Source organism: Shewanella insulae (genome assembly GCF_009831655.1).
Lineage (GTDB): Bacteria > Pseudomonadota > Gammaproteobacteria > Enterobacterales > Shewanellaceae > Shewanella > Shewanella insulae.
This window is the reverse complement of sequence record NZ_WRPA01000021.1, coordinates 49,917-71,051: the sequence shown is the minus strand read 5'-3', so window position 1 is coordinate 71,051 and position 21,135 is coordinate 49,917. Positions and strand designations below refer to the sequence as shown.

The window sequence follows — 21,135 nt, the reverse complement described above, 5'->3', positions numbered from 1 at the left end:
TCGCAAAATGGAAATGAGGTGTTAACAATGAAACCATGGATACTCCCCGCCTGTATCGCCCTAGGGCTAACGGCCTGCGGCGGTTCAGAGGATAGCAATACGGATGCGGGTAACGGCGGCACCGTTACGCCCCCCTTGGCCCAGGCCCCGAGTGTCGAACTCGGTCCGGATCAGCAAACCTGGAATCATGAAACCCTCTCCCTCAAGGCAAGCGTTACCCTGTTTAACCCGGGCGATGCCAGCTACCAGTGGCAACAGACCAAAGGTCCGGAGGTTAAACTCAGCGGTTTGAGCAGTGATACCCTCACCCTGGATGCCAGTGAGCTGCTGCAGGATGAAGAGGTCGTCCTCTCCCTCAAGGTCACCGACGGCGCCGGCCTGAGCAGCGAGGACAGCCTCACCCTCAAGCTGAAGGATAAGATCAGCGCCGCCAGCCTGAGCGGCGATGCCAGCCTGATTAAGGACCTGGAGCCTAAGGTGATCGCCCGTGGCCTCACGCTAATCCAAGACTATCGCAGCGCGCAGAAGAGCTTCTTAAACACCATCTATCAGGCAGACAGAGTCAGCTACGACTCGGGTCAACACTCACAGATGATCCAGATGCCCCTGGCCAGCAAGGGTTTTCCACTCAACCAGAGTTTCGAGCTGGTGCGAGGCAATCAGGGTCGCCTGTTTGCCGCGGCAAGCGACCTGCAGGGCCAGCGCAATGCCGCCTTCGGCACCGACATCATCGCCAGCATGCAGAGCGGCAATAACCTGGCCTTCGAGCCTAGCATGATGCGCCTACTGGCCTGGCTGACGGGTGAAGCACAAGAAAACCTGGCGGCGACCAAGCAGGTCCGCCTCTTCCTTATCAGCGACTGGAGCAAGAGTCGGGTCACCGACTGGCTCACCAGCCACTACCCCAACTGGCAGGTGAGTCGCTGTGATGTCGCCAGCGAATTGACGAGCTGCCTGGATGAGGCCGAGCTGGTGATCGCCGGCTCCATCGAGGCCTTCGATGACGCCGAGGTCGCAGCAAGGTTGGCGGCGCTTAAGCAAACCAAGACCCCACTGCTCTATCTTCACAGCCATAGCTGGAACAGCGTACCGCTCACTCAAACCGTGCTGGGGACCATGGGATTTGCCATGCAGGGCCCAGGCGGTCCGGGCAATTACTTCAGCCCGGATAAGGCGGACTGGAGCGACTATCTGGCCATGTTCTCGGCCAAGCCCGCCCTGAGTCAGGAAGCCCTCTGGTTGGAGCTACTGCAGAGTGAGAGCCCGAGTTTCAACCTGGCCAACTGTAGCGATACCTGCGACAGCCAGTTTAGCGAAGAATACCGTAGCGCCCTGTCTCATATTCGCGGCAGCATCAACCGCCTGGACACAGAGAAGACGGCCATCTTCGACAGCGCCGAGTATCAGCTATATAAGTATCTGATTTTGCTTGGCGATAGCTATCGCAGCGAAATCCAATACCCCATGGATGTCAGCAGCACGGCGCCGATGAGCTACCTCAAGGCGCTCTTCGCCGACAGCAGCGTGTATAACACCCGATCCATCAACCCTGTGCCTGTCGATCTCGGCAATTTCAGCCGCACCGATTTTTCCCATGTCACTCCGGTAGACAAGACGATATCACTCAGCAGCAAGGCGCCGTTTCGCGCCGCAGGCGTCTATGCCCTGCCGGGACAGACCTTTAGCGTGAAACGCACCGACAGCAGCGCGGTGGAGACCAAGGTGTTTATCAATACCCAGCGCTCTGGCTCGACTCACGAGTATGCCAGCCAGGGATATAACCGCCCCAAGTATCTGCAATCACCCGCCATAGCGATAAAACCGGGGGAGACTATCACCCTCACCTCTCCCTATGGTGGCCCGGTGCAGATAAGATTTAGCGCCAACGATCAGCCGGTGGAGTTCGCCTTTAGTAAGGTTGGTCTGCACCCCTTCTGGCGCAGCGACAAGGATGACCAAAGCTTTACCCAGGCACTCGCCAAGGGAGATTATGACTGGGCAGAGCTGGCGACCGAACACTTTGAGGTGCACTCCAGGCTCACCAAGATGCGAGAGACCATGAGCCACGAGCCCAGATGGGACACGCCGCAGAAGATGAGCCAGGCCATTAGCCAGTATGTACACAACTACCCGCACCTCTTGGCAGGCTTTAAGGGGCCGGGGATCGACAGCGTCGATGAGATCACCAACTTTGCCGCCAGTAAGGGCTGGCAGCTGGATCAACTCGACATGGTCAAACATATGAACGCCGACCAACCCACCTGTGGGTCGGGCTGCTCGGGCAATCCTTACGACGCCTCCTGGTCATTTAGCCCCACAGGCCACGGCGACATCCATGAACTGGGCCATGGCCTGGAGCGGGGACGCCTGAGATTCGACGGCCACGAGGGACACGCCTCCACCAATCCTTACTCCTATTACACTAAGTCGCGCGCCTACATAGAGACGGGCAAGCTGCCTCAGTGTCAGGGCCTGTCGATTCAAGATGAGTTTGAGGTATTACAGGCCAGTCAGCGCCAGGCCGATCCCTTTGCCTACGTGCAGGCCGCCAACCTGACCAGCTGGTCGAGCGGCATGGCCACCATGTTACAGACCATGGTGGCCGCCCAGAAACAGGGGGCGCTGCAAAACGGCTGGCATCTTCTGGCCAGGCTGCACATCTTACTGCGCGAATTCGAGCGCGCCCAGGCCGACGAGGCCAGCTGGCTGGCCAAGCGTGACCAGCTAGGCTTTGGCCGCTTCGATTTAGCCTCGGCCAAGGCGATGAGCAACAACGATTTTCTGATGATCGCCATGAGCTTCTCCACCGGGCTCGACTATCGCGACTTCTACCAGATGTGGGGACTGGCAACCTCAGATGCCGCTAAGGCACAGGTCGCCAGCTTCGCCTACCCCGCCGTGGCTAAGGCGATTTATGTCTATGCCCCTGGGGATTACTGTTTTGGTTTAGATCTGCAATCGGTTGCCGTCGACGGCGAGCAGGCCTGGCCACTATAACCCTGAAAAAAACATTGTTGTCACACCCTTTTTGGCGGGCCGGAGTGCTCGCTTTTTTTTACCTGCTGATCACACCAGTGCCACCCAATGTGAATGGTTTTGGTCTTTAGGGTCATTTTTAGGTAAAGTGTGCTGTCAAATGACGAGCTATCACCCCTATAGCGAGCGCTTGTCACTAACCAAGACGAGATGTTGCCAATAAGCAGCACAACAAAAAGATAAAATTAAGGAAGGGTATGAGCGACGCCAATGATGCTTACGCAGAAAATGATCTGCGTGAAGTTAAGCAGCTGGGAATGTGGGCCTCCATTGCTAGCCTAAGTTATATTTTCTGGATCGTCGGCGGCATGGAGCTGGTCGAACGTATCGCCTACTACGGCGTGAAAGCCAGTGCCGGCCTCTACGCCAAGGCGCCTGTATCACAGGGTGGCCTGGGGATCAGCCTGCACGACTATGGCATTATCATCTCCGTCTGGGCCTTGATGCAGACTTTTATCCCTGTATTTACCGGCGGCATCTCAGACCGTGTCGGCTACAAGGAGACCATCTTCGCCTCGACGATCATCAAGATCTCCGGCTACCTGATAATGGCCTTCTTCCCCAACTTCTGGGGCTTCCTCTTCGGCGCCATCCTGCTGGCGGGCGGCACGGGTATCTTCAAACCTGGGATCCAGGGTACGCTGGTGCTCTCCACCGGCCGACAAAATACCTCTATGGCCTGGGGGATCTTCTATCAGGTGGTCAACATAGGTGGCTTCCTCGGTCCACTGGTCGCCGTGCATATGCGTCAGCTCTCCTGGGACAACGTCTTCTACGCCTGCGCCGCCATCATCTCGCTCAACTTCCTCTTCCTGCTGGCCTACAAGGAGCCGGGCAAGGAGGAACGTATCGAACGTAACCGTAAGATCAAGAGCGGCGAGCTCACCCAGGAAGCCCTGTGGAAAGATGCCCTGCATGAGCTGAAGAAGCCTGTGGTGATCTACTACATGCTGGTGTTCGCCGGCTTCTGGTTCCTGTTTAACTCATTGTTCGATGTCTTGCCGATCCATATCGCCGAGTGGGTCGATACCAGCGTGATCGTCACCAGCCTGTTCGGCCCGGAAGGCACCTCCAACGGCATCTTGCAGTTCTGGCTCGGCCTGGATAATTCGGGCACTAAGGTGATGCCAGAGGGGATGCTAAACCTCAACGCCGGCATGATCATGACCAGCTGCTTCCTGGTGGCGGCGCTGACCGCCAAATACCGCATCACCACCGCCATGCTGGCGGGCTGTCTGCTGAGTATCATCGCCTTCGTCCTCATCGGCGCCACCAACGCAGCCTGGATGATAGTGTTGGCGATTGCCATGTTCTCCTTCGGCGAGATGATGATCAGCCCCAAGAAGAATGAGTTCATGGGTAACATCGCCCCTAAGGGCAAGAAGGCCATGTACCTGGGCTTCGTGATGCTGCCTCAAGGGATAGGCTGGGGACTGGAAGGCTACTTTGGTCCTAAGCTGTATGAGATGTTTGCCTCGAAAGAGATCTTCTCGCGCGAGCTATTGCTTGAGCGCGGCATGAGCGCCAGCGATATCGCCGCTATTCCCCAGGGGGAAGCCTTTACTACCCTGGTAAGCTTCACCGGCGAGTCGGCGCAGTCGCTAACCACCCTGCTCTATAACAGCCACAACATAGGCATGGCCTGGTATATCATCGCGGCCATAGGCACCATCTCTGCCGTGGGGATCTTCATCTACGGCAAGTGGTTGCTGACCCTGCAACGGGCACGCGCCTAATAGTGACAGAGGGAGCCTATGGCTCCCTTTTCATTTCCGCCTCGCCAGCCTCTTGGCTAGCGCGCCCTTGTAACAGGGCATACTGTCTGGCCTCATCGGCAGGCAATGCCTTGGCATATAGCCAGCCCTGTACCGTCGATACCCCAGCCGAGGCAACGAAGGCCTCCTCCTCTGGGGTTTCTACCCCTTCGGCCACCAGATTAAAACCTAGGCTGCGACACAGCATGCAGGTATGGCGATAAAGCACCTGCCCCTTACGATACTTGATGTTCTCCAAGATAGATCTGTCTAGCTTGACCCCCTCTATGGTGATCTTACTCAGCAGGCTAATACTGGAAAACCCGGTACCGAAATCATCGAGCACGAAGGAGAAACCAAACTGGCGAAGGTGAGCCATGCTCGCCTCGACGGCGTTAAGGTCTGCCACAAACATAGACTCGAGCACCTCGATATCGACTCTGTCGGCGATATCCCCCCAATGTTCGATCAACATAGACTGAATATCCTGGCTCAGGACGCTGTTGGGATTGAGGTTAATGCTGACCCTGGGCCGGAAGCCTTGTCGAGCCCAGGCCTGCATATCGTCTCGCACGCGTTTAATCACGAAGGTGTCGATGAGGTTGAAGTAACCCGCCTGATCGAAGGCAGGAATAAAATAGGGGCCTTCCAGCTGACCACGCTCATTTCTCAGCCTCAGCAGCGCCTCAAAACCCACCACCTGTCGGTCACTCAGGCGCACCTTAGGTTGATAGTGAAGTAGTAACTCGCCATTGAGCACCTCCTTGATGGTCTTCTCCAGGTTGAGGTTGGCCGCCAGATCCTCAGACTGCTGGCGGGCATAGTTTCGCTCACTGATCTTGTCGATATCCTGCTGCAGCTGCACCCGTTTAATCAGATCCCGCTCGAAGCCCTTATTGCCCACCAACAGGCTGTAACGTCTAACGAAGGGGAGATAGACAAATACCCCAAGGCAGACCAGCAAGAGTTGCACCAGGGGCAGTGCCAGGCTACCACCCGCCACGTAGCCGTTGAGAAAGATGGGGGTGATCCAGGGAAAGTCATTGCCACTGAAACTGACCCAGCCGCTGACGATCAACAAGGTGCCTATCATGGTATTTAGCAGGGGCACCAACACGAAGGGCAGTATCAGCCTGGGATTAAAGATGATGGGCAGGCCGTAGATGAGGATCTCATTGATATTAAACAGGGCGAAGGGCAAGGCGAGCTTGGCCACATTGACGGCATTCTTATCTTTCGAGGCGATAAACAGGGCAATCAATAGCGAGTGTGTAGCCCCGCTGCCACCGAGCAACACAAAGAGATCGGTAAACTGCGACAACGTCAGGTTTAGTGCCACCGGCTGCAGTCCATTATCGACGCCAAGCACCAACATATAGGCGATATCACCATGAACACCGAAACACCAGAGCAGATGGGTGGCCAACACCCTGACAAATAGCTGAAACAGGGGACTGCTCGCGGCTAAGGAGTCGATCAGCGGGCTCAGCACTAGCCCCAGGAGCTCGCCAACCCAATAGATGCCAGTGGTGACCAGAAAGAAGCATAAGATCAATGGAATAAGCAGGTTAAGGTGCAGTTTGAGGTAGCTGCTCAGGCTGCTACTCTGCAGCAGATTAAGCGCCTTAATCGCCATCAGGCGTTGCAGCAGGTAGGCAACCAGGATCGGCGTGATGATGGCCCTGGCATCGCCAAACAGAAAATCGAAGCCATGGCTGAGATCGATAGCCTCACTCCCATGAATATGCAGGGCAATTTGACTGCCGATAGAGAGGGACGCCACCACGACCGCCGACACATGGAGATACTTGGCAAAATGAAAGGATAGCGAGAGCAGTGCCAACAGGGGAAAGAAGCTGAACAACAGGCGGCTAAACTGACTCAGCCAGCCATAGGCCTCACTGCCATGCCAGCTGGGTTGCCACACATCGACCAGGGCAACAACCAGAGCCAGCAAGGAGTTAACGAAAATAAAGGGCAGGAGGGCAATAAAAGACTCTTTTATCGCAATGAGAAACAGGCTGGATGAGGTGTCTTTAACCGCCAACTTATGGCCCCAATGTTTGCAGATTGAATCTATTTAACTTAGACCAAGATACTGAAAACGGACAATGAACTGCGGGAGTCTGGGCAAACTCCGCCCATAAAAAAGGGGAACCTGGTCAGGTTCCCCAAAATTACTGCTTTCTCAGTGGGCATTTAGCAGGGGTATGCCCACTTAGCGAGAGTTATTATTGTTGGCGTCTAGTGACCACCACCGGCGTGAACTTTATCAACACCGTATGTCTTGCCTTCGGCGTGACAGGTTGCACAAGACTCGACAGGTAAGTCGGCCGATGTATCTGCCTTACCATTCACGGTCGCACCATTGCTCTCGAAGTGAGCTATCGCAGAGGCGCTGATGTGACATGAGCGGCAAGTTTCAGCTACAGGAGATATATACCCTGTCTTAACTTGAATTGAACGCTTACCAGAAGTCAAACCACCATCGGCTGCGAAGAAGGTCGCACCATCTTTGTGACAAGCTTCACAGTCAGTCGCTAGCGCTGGGTAACCTACAGTTTCCAGGTTCTTATCTAGATAGATACCACCACCGTAAGTACCAGAGTGGAAACGGTGAGCCGCAGTCATCAGATCTTTGTGCGCGAAGGTTACACCTTCTATTGGCGCAGTGATTGGAGCACCGCTTTCGTCAACTTCACCAGTTTGATACTTGGCTTGTGGGTAGTAAGTACCAGGATTTTTATCGTTGTGACAATCCATACACTGAGTAAACTCGGTCACACCATGGTGTCCTTCCTTAGGATAAGTCAGGCTACCGTGACAGCTGTTACACTTAGCTTCGCTCACAGTGACACGAGCAGGGTCGCTCATGCGGGCTTGCATTGGTGCAACCGCAGGGTCATCCAGGTTGAAGTACTTAATAGGTGAGCTTACGGCCACTTTCGAAGGTCGATCTTCGTCAGCACACTTAATAACCTCACCACTAGCCGCACAAACCAACATATCAGCGGTTACGTAGATAGAACCTGTCAGACGTGCAGAGTCGAAGCTCTTAGTCGTGGTCAGGATACCGCCTGTAATTGCCACACCTTTAACCGACATACCTAATCCAGTAATCGGAGCTCCTTTACTATCAACATTACCAATTAACAACTTGCCAGCCATAGTAATATATGGATCTAACATAGTACCATCGACAGGTGCTGCACCGTTGATAGTGACCTTAGTCTTCACTGTCAATGCGCTGGTGCCATCGCCATTGTCAGTCACAGTCACACCTTGGAATTCAAATACAAGCTGTTCCTGTTCAATCGCTCTGTTACCTACCTTATGCACTATTTCTGGGCTCAGGTTACCTATGTGACAGTTCATACATTGTGAATCGTCAGCCTGTGGCAGCTGGAACTCAGAGTGACCTTCACCAGTTTCGAAATTAACCGTTACGTGACAACCTACACAGGCCTCACGATAAACGTTCTCTTTCCACTGATTGCCATTGTCGTGACAGGTCTTACACTCGTTGAGCTCAGCTGGGAAGTGAACGCCAGCAAACTCTTCTAATGCTTCACCTTTCAGCACACCCCACTCTGCAAGATGACCACCCGCGTGAATGGTATGGATCATAGCGTTGAAGTTAGGGTTAAAGCCTTTTTCAGGATCATTTTGATCGGCGGCATAAGCAGGGTTATGACACGCGATACAGTTTTCCACTTTCTGATAGTTGTGGTGAGCACCGATATTAGCAATACGCTTATCGTCATCACCATAGCCCATCAACTCGCTGTGACACTGAATACATGCGGCGCTTGATACCGAATCTTTGGCCGATACGGCCATCTCACCCGTTGCAGGAATGAAATCGAGCGGAGTAGAGAGTAATTTATCGGAAATCGATTCACCGTTGGCATCGGTCACGTTGTAGGTACGCACCATGACGCGGAACATGCTGTTAGGATCACCAGCCGCGGCCACTACAGGGGCATTACCGTCATGCTCCCAAGTACCTGTGTATGTACCTGGATTTTCAGGATCTTCCACCAGAGTACAGGCATTAACTTCGGCGCCGCCACGGGCAGTTGCCTTACCGGTAGGTGTACAGTACATGCTAGAGCCAAACTCGTTTGCGATCGCATTGTTTGACCAGAGCATAGGTGCGCCACTGTCAGTAGCGTTAGCGACCTGGTTGGTAACATAGAGGGCAACCTTGTCCAGGCCAGTGAACGGAACATCATCTCCTTTACTATTTTTACCTGTCGCGGTGAACTTAATAGAGAAGTCATCAGCTCCTACTACTACGATATCGGCAGGTTGTAGAGTCAGTTTGAAGTCTGCGGCTGTGGCTACAGCATCAACAGTCGATCCCGCGGGTGCACCAGGTGTACCAGGAGTACCAGGAACGCCAGGTTCACCTGGCGCGCCATCTTTACCATCATCACCATCACCACACGCACTCACACCAATGGCACAAAAGAGTGCCATGGCTAATAAGGTAATTTTATTTTTTTTCATCGCCATATCCCTTTGTAGGTATTTTCTGCTATTGCAGTACCTCAAATATAAGGGAGTAACGACAAAATGTTAGGTAATTGAGTCCAAGTTGTGACTGCAATTTAAAGATTCATTAACAGAAATTTCAAAATCTGAAAGTGTAAATTTCAATTTGTGGAATTAACATTTAACCAGTAGCTGTTTGATAAGCTGGATAATTAATTCTCTCTGCTCCATCGAGTAACGGCGATACTCGGCAGGATTCTCCAGCAGCAGGTATTGGGGCGACATGCTTTCACCATGAAGCCGAGCCACCTCCTCGTCAGACAGGCGTACCACACGGATCCCGGGCAAGGCACCGCAGATCTCGGCCTCGGAACAAGGCAGGAAAGCCACCGAGTTCATGGTCAACAGATGGCTATACCATTCATCTCGCGAACTGACTCTCTCTATGCAATCTATGTCGGCACCGTTCTGGCGAGCGAACACCTCTAGCGGGTCAATCTTGTCATTAAACCCCTTACCATCCAGGCAGAGAAAGGGGTGACGACAGATAGTCTCTAGGGTCAAAGGTTCACTCTGAGTCCAGATGGCATGCTCCTCATTAGCTGCCAGACAGACACTACTCAGACAGCCTAAGGTCTCCACCGATAATGAATGCTCGTTACAGGCATCGAAAGTCACCCCCATATCCAGCTCACCGTTATGGATCTGATCGGCTGAGTCATCCCCCCAGATCACAAACTGCAGTTGACTAAAGGCGGTCTTGGCATCGCTACGGGCAAAAGCCAGGGAGAGGCTGGCCATGATACTCGAGGTGACCGCGATTCTCAGGCGATCGCTAGCCAACTCGCTACTCTTTTCGCTGATAGACTGTTCTATTTTTAAGACGGCTTCACAGAACTGACACACGGGCTCGTAGAGAAACTCCGCCATAGGGGTGGGCTTGAGCCCGAGTTGGCGACGATAGAAGAGCTCATCGTCGAAGGTGGCACGTAACATATTCAAACAACGGCTAATTTTAGGTGCAGATACATTAAGCTGCTTTGCCGCTATGTTGGCATGTCCAGTTTGAAAAATGACTTTAAATACCATCAAACAGAAGACATCGAGTTCGCTGATTTTCTTAAGTGTTTGATTGCTCATCGATACTATCGTTTATTTGAGTAATCTAATATTTATAACACAAGATTTACATAAAACGATATAGCCATTAGTCACACATTTGCAAAGGCTGGTCTAACTCGGAAATTAGTGCTAGATGGGCCCCAAGAAAGTAGCAGTTGCCGGCCCATTAGGCTGTCGCGGATATGGTAGCGACCTCATCGGCGCTAAGAGCACGATGCTCACCCACCGGCAGGGTGTCATCCAGGCGTATCTCGCCAACGGAGAGTCTGTGCAGTGCCATCACCTGATTGCGAAAGCGACCAAACATACGCTTGATCTGATGATAGCGCCCCTCATACAGGGTGACGCGTGCCAGATGGGAGTCGAGGATCTCCAAGTGTGCCGGCGAAGTGGTGATATTTTCATAGGCAAAATAAAACCCCTCGGCAAAGGCCTTCACATAGGCCTGGGTTAAGGGCGCCTTCAGGGTGACCAGGTACTGCTTGGCCACCTTATTCTCTGGGGACATGATACGCTTCGACCAGCGACTGTCATTGGTGAGCAGCACCAAGCCCGAGGTGTTAAGATCCAGCCGCCCGACGATATGCAGCCCCTTGTCTTGGTACTCAGGCAAGAGATCCATGACAGTCTTATGCTCACTGTCCTTGGTTGCACTCACTACCCCCACCGGCTTATGCAGCATCAGATAGATGGGCAACTCCTGCCTGAGTGACTGGCCATCTAACATGACATGAGAGAACTGATCGATCTGATAATCGGCGTCTCGCACCACCAGATCATCGACACTCACCCTGCCCTTGGCCAGAATGACCCGCACCTGCTTGCGAGGGATCTGGCACTTCTGGCTGATAAACCTGTCCAGCCTGGCGCGCTTAGCAGACATCATGTTTTGCCGGTGCTTGAGAGGTCAGAGGCACCAGCTTGTAGGCGCAGCGTCTGGCCCCCTCGATGATATGCTCCTCGCGGCTGACGCTGGCCAGCCCGCTAAACAATTCTTGAAATAGCTGTAGCTCGGAGCGACAGAAGTTGGCACAGCGACTCGCCGCGGCGCAAATGGGGCAGTGATTTTCCAGCAACCAATAGGCATCGTCATGCACCTCGACCGAGGCGACATACCCCTCCTCGGTTCTGAGCCTTGCCAGTGCCTCGAGCTTATCCGCCAGGCCAAGTGCTTGCGCAAGCGTCTCTTGATACTGTCGCCGACTCGCCTGCTCTCTGTGCTCGATCAACTGATCCAGCCCCTGATCGCCGAAGACCACCCGCACCGAGTCAATCAGCTGGCTGGTGAGGTCGTCGTGTCGGTCGGGGAACAGCTTATAGCTCTTCTCGGTAAGCCCCCAGTAACGGGTGGGACGACCGCGACTCGCCTTTCTGTCTTCGATGCTCAAGATCCCCTCCTCCTCTAAGGCCTGCAGATGTTGTCTGACCCCCATGGTGGTCAGGGCAAACTGCTCGGCCAATACCTTGGCGGTACTGGGGCCGTGGATCTTAATATGTTCGATGATTTTTTCGCTGGTCTTCTTACTCACCCGCCATCTCCTCAGGACACCTATGGGGCCATTATTACCGATCCTGAGATTAAGTAAACTTTTTTATTTACTTTAGTCTTTACAAAATTAAATAAAGCAATTAGTGTATAAAACAATAAATAAACAAAAAGGTTTACATAATGAAACTTCTTATCGTCAGTGCCAGCCAACGTCCCGCATCCCAGAGTGCCAGAATCGCCGGATACCTCAGCGAACATGCTAACCAATTCAGCGATATACAACATCTTGAGCTATGCCGCTACGATCTCCCCTTCTGGGATGGCGACATAAACGGCGCAGCACTTAAGGCAAGTGACTGGCACAGGATCGCCCCCTTGGTAGAACAAAGCGATGCGCTGATCCTCATCACTCCAGAATGGGGCGGCATGGCTTCACCTATGCTGAAAAACTTCCTGTTGCTGTGTGATAACCAGGCTACGGCCCACAAGCCCGCCCTCTTGGTCGCAGTCAGCAGCGGGATCAGCGGCGCCTATCCCATCGCCGAGTTAAAGATGAATGCCTTGAAGAACAACAAGCTGGTGCCCACTCCCGACCATCTGATCATACGTAACGTCGAGCAGGTATTGGGAGACGGCGAGATAGATGCCAGGGAGCAGGGGCTAAGGGAGCGCATCGGCTACAGCCTGCATATGCTCGGCCAGTACGCAGATGCCCTAGGTGCCATACGCCAGCGTCATAGGGAACAGCCTTACCCTAAACAGCAGGAATATGTTTACGGCATGTAGCTTACCGCCAAAAGCACTGCACTTTTAAATGGAAAACGAAACCGCAACAGAGAAGGAATTTAGCCATGATCCACCTAGAACACATTAATCTCGTCGTTACCGACATAGACGCGGCCCTCAACTTCTACCGCGCCGCCTTCCCCCACTGGTCGCTGCGCGGCGGCGGTGAGGGTAGCTGGTATGGTAAGCCACGTAACTGGGTTCACTTCGGTGATGACTATCAGTATCTCGCCTTCAACGATGACGGCGAAGGCGAAAACCGCGACTTGAGCGGGCATCAGGTCGGCCTGGCACACTTCGCCTTCGTGACCCAAGATCTCGATGGCGTGATAGCCAGACTGGGTAAGGCTGGCTTCGAGGTCGACAAAGCGGGGCAAGACGATCCCTTCCGCCGTAACGTCTACTTTATCGACCCCGACGGCTATGAAGTGGAGTTTGTGCAATACCTCAGCGATCTGCCACTGCAGCGTAACCGCTACGACGCTTGATCCCGGCTTCGAAGCATCAGTAATAATGTGAGGGGATAGGTCTATCTGTCTTCAATAGCCGGGCCTATCCCAAATAGATGAGCAGGGTGAATAGCAAGAGATAGAAGAAAAAGCCTGCCATATAGACGGCGTAAAAATCGTTTTTCGCCAGGCGTTTCTCCTGATGGAACAGCGCCGGCCAATACAAGGGCTTCTGCACCCGGCCAAAGGTCAGCAGCGCGATCACCGCAGCCCCTGTGGTATAGAGGACAAATGAGAGGCATATCTCCCAGACAAACCAGATGAAGAGCTCGGTAAGACTCGCTGCTAACATAATGCCTCCTAGTATTGCGCCGCCATCTTGAGAAGAAACAGCGCAAAACCGGCGCCTGCGAGCACAAAGGTGATCACCATGATGGTGAGCGTCTTGGAGACTGCCATGGATTGCAACAGGGCAAAGCCTGTGTCCATCTCGGCCAAATCCTGCAACAAAGAGGAGCTAGCAGGCGTTTTGGCTATCTTGGGTGTCTCGGCAGTGTTAAACGCTAGCTTATCAGGCTTAGTCTCTGCCATATTTTCCATAGCCACCTGAGACTTGTGGGTAGAGTCTGGGGAGGTCTTCATCAGCTTTCCTTAGCTAGAGGTTTTATTGGACTATAAAGCCTGCCCGGAGGAATGTCAGGTTAACTTTTATTCACCTAAAGTTCGCCTACGGCACAGTCACTGCATGCGCCTTACCATTGAAATGCCTAGGCTACTTACCCGATGAGGCTCACTCCAGCTGTCCCTCGGGCTTGATGAAGAAATGAATTTCGAAGCGGGTATCCGGTGTGAGAGGCTTGATACTGTGCCAGTAACCAGGATGAGTAATGGCCGTCTCGTTTGCTCCCAGGCGCACCTCGCGATTGACCTCACCTTGCTTATCTAAGTAGCCAGAAAATAGCAGCTCTCCCTGGATCACATGGATCTGCTCATACACTCCAGGCCGGGTAAAGTGACGTTCCCGGTAGATGGCAGGCATATCCTGCTCACCAAACACAGGCGTCTTCTTACACTTCACATATCCCTTAGGCACAAATGACATCGAAAACTCCCTTTGCCTCGGCCAATAGCCGACTTTCAAAAAGCTAAACTTAGTCTAAATCTAGCCAAAAATCTAAGAGAGGTACACGACGAGATTGCACTTCATCCCCGAGGGATTACACTGTGTCCCAAATCCAGATATCGATATTGCCATGACTGCTACATTTCACTACTGCACACATTTCATCCTAGACAGGGATTACTATGGCGAATGCTTCGACGCCTCAGTGACTCAACCCGCACCAAGAGCCGAATATACTAAGTCGCTGTGCTTCCTGCTCGCGGGACTGGCGCTGTTGATGACAGGCGTCAATGCCTACGCCTCCTGGTTTATCATTGCCCTCGGCGTATTAGAAGCCCTAAGCATCAGGTTTAAGCGCCCTTGGTACCTGACCCGCCAGATGATGAGCAAGGCAGCCGGTAACGAAGCCAGCCTCACGCTGGATGAGCAGGGGGTAAAGACAGAATCCCTCTACGTTAAACAGCAGCTGCTGTGGGGCGATATCGACGAGATCGAGGAAACCGCAACGGGATTCCTGTTGTTAACTAAGGGGCAGAAACACTACCTCTCTAAACGCCATCTTGATGATGCCTGTCACCATTTTCTGCGCGAAAAGCAAGCGAATCGAGGCTAGTTTGAGCAGTGTTTCATTAAAGTTTGTATAAATTCAAATAATGAGTCCCCCTTTTGTTATTATGCAAACAAAATGCGACTATAGCGCACATAACAACAAGCCCTAAGGACGCTCTCCGTCCTAAGGCAAATCTGATATGGAGTAACGATGATCAGTAACCAGAAACTCGTCGCGGCAATCCTAGCCGGATCGACACTTTTTATTTCGGCTTGTCAAACAACCAACCCCTATACCAACGAGACCCAAAACGCCAAGGCAACTAACGGCGCCATCATAGGCGCAATCGCTGGTGCCGCGATAGGTGTCGCCTCATCAAGCAAGAGCGACCGTGGTAAGGGCGCACTGATCGGCGCCGCCTCGGGCGCCGCAGTGGGTGGCGGTATCGGCTACTACATGGATGTGCAGGAAGCCGAGCTGCGTAAGCAGCTACAATCAACCGGCGTAAGCGTCACCCGTAACGGCGACAACATCATACTCAACATGCCAAACGAAGTGACCTTCGGTGTCGATCAGTCTGTGCTGAGCAGTCGCGCCAAGAACGTGCTGAACAGCGTTGCCCTAGTGGCCGAGGAATATGACGAAACCATGCTGAACATCATGGGCTTTACCGACAGCTCTGGCAGCGAGTCGTATAATCTGCGCCTGTCTCAGGTACGTGCCGCTGAAGTGGCCAACTACCTGATGTCTCGTGAAATAGAGAACCAGCGCATCAGCTCTATCGGCATGGGCGAGTCTCGTCCTATCGCAGACAACTCGACCCAGCAAGGCCGCGCACAAAACCGCCGTGTCGAGATCGTTTTAAGCCCAATGCCAAAGGGCTAGACTCAGGCGTAAACCCCAAGTGCCCCTCGCCATCATTCGATTGAGGGGCACTCTCCTGCTGAATTTCCCGCCGTCAAAAAAGATTTATAAAACAGCCCCCCAAAGTGCCAGCTTAGGTCTAGACTTATTCTTAAGGGATAACAAGGATCTGGATGCCATGGCACCTGCAGGGAATAGCATAGACGACTCACCGTTTGCGCAGCTCATCTGCGATAAACAAGGATTGATTATCAAGGCCAACGATACCCTGTGCGCCTTGTTTGAACTCGATCGCCAGGCAATCGAAAACCAGACTATAGATCAACTACTAAAGCCCAGTCAGGTAACATCATCCGTCAGCCTTATCCATGGCCTGACTAACGGACAAGCGATTAACGTTCGGCGCAAACACCAATGTCAAACCCCTTGGTATCAGTTGCTTCCCCATCATCTGAATGATGATCATTTGCTGCTATTGCTGGTTCCCCAGTGCGAAGATCCCAACTTACATCAAGAATACCTCAAGCGTTTCGAAGCCTTCCTCTGCTCGGCCAATATCGGTATCTGGCACTATGATTCGGCCACGGGCCAAACCTATTTCTCCAACAAGGTGAAAGAACTGCTACAGCTCAACCATCACAGTCCCCTGAGCTGGCAGCTCCTGCAACAGATGGTTCCGGTAAAAGATCGCTATAAATTCGATCGCTTTCTCTCCCCTTCGCCTACAGGCGAACTTAAGATCCAGTTTCGCTTTCGCATCGACTCCGATGATGTCACTAAGGTGTATGAGCTGTTTGCCGAGCACCTCTATCTGGAGGATGGCCACTATAAACTGCTCGGCCTCATGATAGATCAGACAGAGTCCAAGGAGATGCTCGATGCCCTGAATGAGGCCAATGAGTCGAAAAAGCTGGCGCTGGAAGCCGGTAACATAGGTAACTGGCGGGCACAGCTAGATGAACAGGGAAAATGGATCTGGCAATGGGATCAAAGAGCCAATGAGATGTTTTGCCTCAACATCGAAGACATAGGTGTATTGGAGAAATGGGCCGAACGGGTTCATCCTGAAGATTTTCCCGCCGTCATGGCCGCCGTCGAAGACTCTCTGGCTAACGGCAATCCGTTTCATCAGGAATATCGTGCCATCTTACCCAACCAGGAGCTCATCTACATCTTGGCCAAGGGCAAGGTCAGCAAGGGACAGAACAATCAAAACAGCCGCATCGACGGCATCTGTATCGACCAGACTCCCATCTACCAGGCCAGGCTCGCCCTGCAGGAAAACTATAAGTCGCTGGAAAGCAGGGTCAAACAACGCACAACGGAACTCCAGTTGGCCAAGGAGCGAGCCGAGATCGCCAGTCAGGCCAAGAGTGAATTTCTTTCCATGATCAGCCATGAGTTGCGCACGCCGATGAATGCGGTGATCGGCGCCTTGGAGCTGCTGTCGCTGGCCGGAAAATCGAGCGAGGAGCGGGATCTTATCGAGACTGCCTCTACCTCGGCCAACAACCTCATCTATATCCTCAACGATATCCTCGACATCAACAAAATCGAGTCGGGCAAGATGCAGCTGGAACAGCAAGATTTTCACTTAACCGAGATGATTGCCGACCTCATCAAGAGCTTCTCGCCGGTGGCCAGCCGCCAGGGACTTCGCTTTGCCGTAAAAGAAGCCCTGGAGTTACCCGAGTGGGTCGAAGGAGATATCGTCAAGGTGCGTCAGATCCTCAACAACCTGCTGAGTAACGCGATGAAATTTACCCACTCTACCGAGGAACAGACGGGCTGTGTCGCCTTAAGCATCTCTGTGGGAGAGCAGAACGATATCGTCACCCGAGTGCGTTTCATCGTGACTGACAACGGTATAGGCATAGACAAGGCGACGCAGAAACGTCTGTTTACCCCCTTCGTGCAGGCGCAGCGCTCCACCACGCGCAACTATGGCGGTACAGGGCTGGGACTGGCGATCTGTGGCAAACTCACCAACCTAATGGGTGGTAGCATCAACCTGGAAAGTGAGCTGGGCCAGGGAGCACAATTCTGTGTCGAAATCCCATTCTGGCGCGCCCACCACCAAATACAAACGCAAGCACTCGCCTCACACACCATAGGCGTTGTGAACCTAGGTCAACCACAGGCCACACTCGACTGGATCAAGCAGTGCCTGGCCGCTCAGGGAGGCAGAGTAAAATGCTACAAGGGCGAGCAGCTGGGCGTTGATACTCACGCCCTGCCTCTGGTGATTATCCTCGCCACGGGTGAGGCCGACGAGCTGAGTTTTCTTGCCAATCAGGCGGCGACTCCCAAGGGCCATGACAACTGGCTGGTCGCCCTGCCTCAACATCAGCGTAAGGCGCTGCTGCAAGCGATTCCTCAAGTCGACAGCCTGGATATCTACCTACTCTCACGAACCTTGCTACTCAAGGCGGTACAGAAGCGGCTCGACAGCGGACTCGCCATCGACCTCGATGAGATGGAGTTGGACCTATGTGATCCCGTCGATAACGAGCCCACACCGCAAATTAAGAGCGATGCCGATATTCTGGTGGTGGAAGATAACCCATTAAACCAGAAGCTTATTCTTAAGCAACTCGACATGCTTGGCTACCGTTGCAACTTAGCCGAAGATGGCCTCGCCGGAGTCCACCTCTGGCAGTCGGCAAATTACAAACTTATCCTCACCGATTGCCACATGCCCAACCTTGACGGCTACGACATGTCCAAACAGATCCGTCAGATAGAGAACAGTACCCAACGTAAGTCTGTCCCCATAGTCGCCATCACAGGAGCCGCAATGGCCACCGAACTAGACGACTGTTATCGCTCTGGCATGAATGATTTTGTCAGTAAACCTGTGCAGCTCAGAGACCTCAAGAAGGTCATCCAGAAATGGTATCGTCATGAAGAATAGCCCCCAGATCCTCAACCCTAAAATCATGCGTGATCTTATCGGCAACGATCCGGCGCTCATCACGCAGTTCAAGCAGGACTTTGTCAATCAGGCCCGCGCCAGCCTGCGTGAACTCGCCACCCACTATAACAATCGCGAATTTGACCGGCTCAAGCAGGGAGCGCACTTTCTCAAGACCTCAGCCAAGGCGATCGGCGCCGAAGAGGTTGCCGACAAGCTACAGCAACTGGAATTAGCCTCCCGAGAACAAGAGTTGAGTCGCTGCAAACAACTCATCATCCAACTCAAGAACGCCCTGCAGTCTCTAATAGAGGTGATCAACTCATGACTCGAAAACCCAGCGTCGCCAGTCGCCATCCTGAAGTGATCATGCTCTACGAGAAGGAAGAGGATATCTCGGGTGCAGCCAACATCATTGCCGAACAGGTAGAGGAGTACCGTACCGTGCCCGTGACCCGGCTGGTCGGCGAACAGATAAAAGAACACAAACCCTCGGTGATCCTCTTCGCCATGAGTTCGGTGAAGCTCAGCATAGAGCTCTACACTAAGATGCTGAAAAATCAGCAGATAGCCTACAGACACTATGCCATAGTGCTATGCAAGAATAAGGAGTCAGCACTCGCCTTTCGCAGCTGTATCAAGGGGGTGTTCGACAACTACTTCGTCTATCTGCCCCTCTACGAGAAGTTTCGCTTGAAGATGATAGTCCATAACGGACTGAGACAGAGCCAGGGAGATGATCACTATGCCGGCCTGGATGATGACCAGCTGGAACGCATAGACACCAACCTCTCCTCCCTTATCGAGCTGAGCAGCCAGTGCAAGCGACAGCTACTGGATTCGGTCGACTCCTGCAAGGCCTCGGTGCAGCAGTCTACCGAACAACTTGAACCAGGTGAGGAGGGCGTGACCCGTGAGAAGGCACTGGTCAAGTCACTGGCAAAACAACATATCGAGCCCCTGCTCACCCAGCTGGAGCTGGAGATCAAAGATGGGCTGGATCTCATCCTGGCTCAGCTCACCAGTCGCCACAGCGAGATCAAAGATATCAAGCAGAAGGTGATCGACAAGCAGCAGGCTAAGATCCCGACCCAGGCACTGGTTAGCTCCCTGTTCGAGAATCAGGAGGCCAAGCCACCCAAGAAGAAGATTTTGGTGGTGGAAGATAACCAGATCTACCGGGAGATGATCGTCAAGGTACTGGAGCATGACGAGTACGACACAGAACAGGCCTGTGACGGACTGACCGCCCTCAAGATGATTAAGGGTAACGATTACGCCTTGATCCTAATGGATCTCTACATGCCCCACCTAGATGGCATCAACACCACCAAGCAGCTCAAGGCGCAAAACGACGGCAAGGATATTCCCGTGGTCGCGCTGACCAGCAACAACAACCGCGAGCTGATCAAGCGCTGGGCCCAGGTAGGGTTGAAGGGCTATATTCTTAAGCCCTCTAACCGTACCGAGATCCTTCAGGCGGTGAAGACCGCCATAGAATACAGCTAGGCCTTCGCCTCACCAATGGGCAGGATCACTTTGCCATACTCATGGTTCAGCACCTGTGCCATGGCAAAGTAGATGGCGCTGGCCCCACAGAAGATCCCTTCGAATCCGGCGATCATGCCAATCAGCTCGCTGCCGGTGAAGTCGCGGGCCGCGAGCAGAAAGAAGAGTATCGTCAAAGAACCAAACACCCACTGCTTGGCACGGGGGTAACGCAGGGAGCCGACAAACATGAAGGCGGTAAACAGGCCCCAGAGGCTGAGATACCAGCCCATGAAGTGACTCGGACTGGCCGCAGCGAGCCCCAGCTTAGGCAGCAATATCAACCCCACCAGGGTTAACCAGAACAGGCCATATGAAGTAAATGCCGTGGTGCCGAAGGTATCGCCCCGTTTAAAGCACATCATACCCACCAGCACCTGGCCCAGGCCACCGTAGAACAGCCCCATCGCCAATATCATGGCATCTATGGCAAAGAAGCCCGCGTTGTGTATGTTCAAAAGCACGGTCGTCATGCCAAATCCCATCAAACCCAGAGGTGCCGGGTTGGCCAGTTTTGTCGACATTTAATTCCCCTCTATATCGCTAGCGATTATTGCGCCCCCATGGCGCCATCAAAATCGCGGCGGATTCTAGAGAAGTCTTAAGGACACCACAATGCCAGCCTGAGTGGGCATAGCCTCTTAATTAAAACCTATACAAAACAATAAGATGCAAATGTCACTTGCCTACGAGACATTAACAAAAAGTAAAAATAACCAAGAAATTCATAAAGATAAATAAGATGCTCGGGGCGAAAGAGAGTTAGCTCACACAAACCCGGCTTTTAAGCACTTCGTCACAAAGACTATTTAGAAGCCAATCTAGATAAGCATTAGACGCTAGGAAAAATGGGACAGGACAAGACGCGCCTCACACTTCCTCGCTTCCTGCAACCAAACTCACAAAAAAATCAGCAGAGAGTCTTAGTTAACCATCTGCTGATCTAGATCAGTTTTACGCCTCAGATAGAGACCATAGAGCGAATGTTTAGCTAGTGCATAAA

18 protein-coding genes are annotated in these 21,135 nt (G+C 53.0%); 9 read left to right on the top strand and 9 right to left on the bottom strand.

Features of this window, described 5'->3' with window-relative positions:
- The first annotated feature begins 27 nt into the window (after positions 1-27).
- A complete protein-coding gene (locus tag GNT65_RS18190) occupies positions 28-2,997 on the top strand; it encodes an ImpA family metalloprotease (protein ID WP_160798622.1) in 2,970 nt (989 codons plus the stop codon).
- A gap of 236 nt (positions 2,998-3,233) precedes the next feature.
- On the top strand, positions 3,234-4,772 hold the full coding sequence (locus GNT65_RS18185; RefSeq protein ID WP_041510244.1) for an MFS transporter: 1,539 nt from the start codon (positions 3,234-3,236) through the stop codon (positions 4,770-4,772).
- A 16-nt stretch (positions 4,773-4,788) separates the two neighbouring features.
- Here the strand turns inward: GNT65_RS18185 and GNT65_RS18180 are convergent, their stop codons facing one another.
- The 5 genes from GNT65_RS18180 to GNT65_RS18160 form a co-directional block, all read right to left on the bottom strand.
- On the bottom strand, positions 4,789-6,837 hold the full coding sequence (locus GNT65_RS18180) for an EAL domain-containing protein (protein ID WP_160798621.1): 2,049 nt from the start codon (positions 6,835-6,837) through the stop codon (positions 4,789-4,791).
- A gap of 197 nt (positions 6,838-7,034) precedes the next feature.
- On the bottom strand, positions 7,035-9,302 hold the full coding sequence (locus tag GNT65_RS18175; RefSeq protein ID WP_160798620.1) for an OmcA/MtrC family decaheme c-type cytochrome: 2,268 nt from the start codon (positions 9,300-9,302) through the stop codon (positions 7,035-7,037).
- 159 nt (positions 9,303-9,461) lie between these two features.
- Positions 9,462-10,427, bottom strand: a complete 966-nt coding sequence (locus GNT65_RS18170) for a LysR family transcriptional regulator (RefSeq protein WP_160798619.1) — start codon at positions 10,425-10,427, stop codon at positions 9,462-9,464.
- 148 nt (positions 10,428-10,575) lie between these two features.
- Positions 10,576-11,292: a pseudouridine synthase gene (locus GNT65_RS18165; RefSeq protein ID WP_160798626.1), complete on the bottom strand. Its 717-nt coding sequence runs from the start codon at positions 11,290-11,292 to the stop codon at positions 10,576-10,578.
- A complete protein-coding gene (locus GNT65_RS18160) occupies positions 11,282-11,938 on the bottom strand; it encodes a FaeA/PapI family transcriptional regulator (protein WP_160798618.1) in 657 nt (218 codons plus the stop codon). The genes GNT65_RS18165 and GNT65_RS18160 overlap by 11 nt, the downstream gene beginning before the upstream one ends.
- Before the next feature lie 140 nt (positions 11,939-12,078).
- On the opposite strand from GNT65_RS18160, the gene GNT65_RS18155 reads away from it, so the two are divergent.
- Both GNT65_RS18155 and GNT65_RS18150 read left to right on the top strand, forming a co-directional pair.
- The gene (locus GNT65_RS18155; RefSeq protein ID WP_160798617.1) at positions 12,079-12,684 is read left to right on the top strand and encodes an NADPH-dependent FMN reductase; all 606 of its coding nucleotides are present in this window, start codon (positions 12,079-12,081) and stop codon (positions 12,682-12,684) included.
- 65 nt (positions 12,685-12,749) lie between these two features.
- On the top strand, positions 12,750-13,172 hold the full coding sequence (locus tag GNT65_RS18150; RefSeq protein ID WP_160798616.1) for a VOC family protein: 423 nt from the start codon (positions 12,750-12,752) through the stop codon (positions 13,170-13,172).
- A 64-nt stretch (positions 13,173-13,236) separates the two neighbouring features.
- Here GNT65_RS18150 and GNT65_RS18145 read toward each other — a convergent pair whose 3' ends face one another.
- From GNT65_RS18145 to GNT65_RS18140, 3 genes are all read right to left on the bottom strand, one after another.
- The gene (locus GNT65_RS18145; RefSeq protein WP_160798615.1) at positions 13,237-13,485 is read right to left on the bottom strand and encodes a hypothetical protein; all 249 of its coding nucleotides are present in this window, start codon (positions 13,483-13,485) and stop codon (positions 13,237-13,239) included.
- Between the two features lie 8 nt (positions 13,486-13,493).
- Positions 13,494-13,775, bottom strand: a complete 282-nt coding sequence (locus tag GNT65_RS20575) for a hypothetical protein (protein ID WP_181006367.1) — start codon at positions 13,773-13,775, stop codon at positions 13,494-13,496.
- 148 nt (positions 13,776-13,923) lie between these two features.
- Positions 13,924-14,235 carry a TehB-like domain-containing protein gene (locus tag GNT65_RS18140; protein ID WP_160798614.1) on the bottom strand — a complete coding sequence of 104 codons (312 nt, stop codon included), beginning with the start codon at positions 14,233-14,235 and terminating at the stop codon, positions 13,924-13,926.
- 151 nt (positions 14,236-14,386) lie between these two features.
- On the opposite strand from GNT65_RS18140, the gene GNT65_RS18135 reads away from it, so the two are divergent.
- The 5 genes from GNT65_RS18135 (at position 14,387) to GNT65_RS18115 (ending at position 20,093) form a co-directional block, all read left to right on the top strand.
- Positions 14,387-14,869, top strand: a complete 483-nt coding sequence (locus GNT65_RS18135) for a YcxB family protein (RefSeq protein ID WP_160798613.1) — start codon at positions 14,387-14,389, stop codon at positions 14,867-14,869.
- Between the two features lie 147 nt (positions 14,870-15,016).
- The gene (locus GNT65_RS18130) at positions 15,017-15,691 is read left to right on the top strand and encodes a YiaD family glycine zipper/OmpA-like lipoprotein (RefSeq protein WP_160798612.1); all 675 of its coding nucleotides are present in this window, start codon (positions 15,017-15,019) and stop codon (positions 15,689-15,691) included.
- 157 nt (positions 15,692-15,848) lie between these two features.
- A complete protein-coding gene (locus tag GNT65_RS18125; protein WP_160798611.1) occupies positions 15,849-18,584 on the top strand; it encodes an ATP-binding protein in 2,736 nt (911 codons plus the stop codon).
- Positions 18,574-18,912 carry an Hpt domain-containing protein gene (locus GNT65_RS18120; protein WP_160798610.1) on the top strand — a complete coding sequence of 113 codons (339 nt, stop codon included), beginning with the start codon at positions 18,574-18,576 and terminating at the stop codon, positions 18,910-18,912. Before GNT65_RS18125 ends, GNT65_RS18120 begins: the two co-directional genes overlap by 11 nt.
- Complete coding sequence (locus GNT65_RS18115; protein ID WP_160798609.1) at positions 18,909-20,093, top strand: response regulator; 1,185 nt, start codon at positions 18,909-18,911, stop codon at positions 20,091-20,093. The genes GNT65_RS18120 and GNT65_RS18115 overlap by 4 nt, the downstream gene beginning before the upstream one ends.
- Here the strand turns inward: GNT65_RS18115 and GNT65_RS18110 are convergent.
- Positions 20,090-20,656, bottom strand: a complete 567-nt coding sequence (locus tag GNT65_RS18110) for an acetate uptake transporter (protein ID WP_160798608.1) — start codon at positions 20,654-20,656, stop codon at positions 20,090-20,092. The genes GNT65_RS18115 and GNT65_RS18110 overlap by 4 nt on opposite strands.
- Between the last annotated feature and the right edge of the window lie 479 nt (positions 20,657-21,135).

Coding starts and splice junctions, on each gene's coding strand:
- GNT65_RS18190 (WP_160798622.1), top strand. CDS start 28: ATGAAACCATGGATACTCCCCGCCTGTATCGCCCTAGGGCTAACGGCC.
- GNT65_RS18185 (WP_041510244.1), top strand. CDS start 3,234: ATGAGCGACGCCAATGATGCTTACGCAGAAAATGATCTGCGTGAAGTT.
- GNT65_RS18175 (WP_160798620.1), bottom strand. CDS start 9,302: ATGAAAAAAAATAAAATTACCTTATTAGCCATGGCACTCTTTTGTGCC.
- GNT65_RS18170 (WP_160798619.1), bottom strand. CDS start 10,427: ATGAGCAATCAAACACTTAAGAAAATCAGCGAACTCGATGTCTTCTGT.
- GNT65_RS18165 (WP_160798626.1), bottom strand. CDS start 11,292: ATGTCTGCTAAGCGCGCCAGGCTGGACAGGTTTATCAGCCAGAAGTGC.
- GNT65_RS18155 (WP_160798617.1), top strand. CDS start 12,079: ATGAAACTTCTTATCGTCAGTGCCAGCCAACGTCCCGCATCCCAGAGT.
- GNT65_RS18150 (WP_160798616.1), top strand. CDS start 12,750: ATGATCCACCTAGAACACATTAATCTCGTCGTTACCGACATAGACGCG.
- GNT65_RS18145 (WP_160798615.1), bottom strand. CDS start 13,485: ATGTTAGCAGCGAGTCTTACCGAGCTCTTCATCTGGTTTGTCTGGGAG.
- GNT65_RS20575 (WP_181006367.1), bottom strand. CDS start 13,775: ATGAAGACCTCCCCAGACTCTACCCACAAGTCTCAGGTGGCTATGGAA.
- GNT65_RS18140 (WP_160798614.1), bottom strand. CDS start 14,235: ATGTCATTTGTGCCTAAGGGATATGTGAAGTGTAAGAAGACGCCTGTG.
- GNT65_RS18135 (WP_160798613.1), top strand. CDS start 14,387: ATGACTGCTACATTTCACTACTGCACACATTTCATCCTAGACAGGGAT.
- GNT65_RS18130 (WP_160798612.1), top strand. CDS start 15,017: ATGATCAGTAACCAGAAACTCGTCGCGGCAATCCTAGCCGGATCGACA.
- GNT65_RS18125 (WP_160798611.1), top strand. CDS start 15,849: ATGGCACCTGCAGGGAATAGCATAGACGACTCACCGTTTGCGCAGCTC.
- GNT65_RS18120 (WP_160798610.1), top strand. CDS start 18,574: ATGAAGAATAGCCCCCAGATCCTCAACCCTAAAATCATGCGTGATCTT.
- GNT65_RS18115 (WP_160798609.1), top strand. CDS start 18,909: ATGACTCGAAAACCCAGCGTCGCCAGTCGCCATCCTGAAGTGATCATG.
- GNT65_RS18110 (WP_160798608.1), bottom strand. CDS start 20,656: ATGTCGACAAAACTGGCCAACCCGGCACCTCTGGGTTTGATGGGATTT.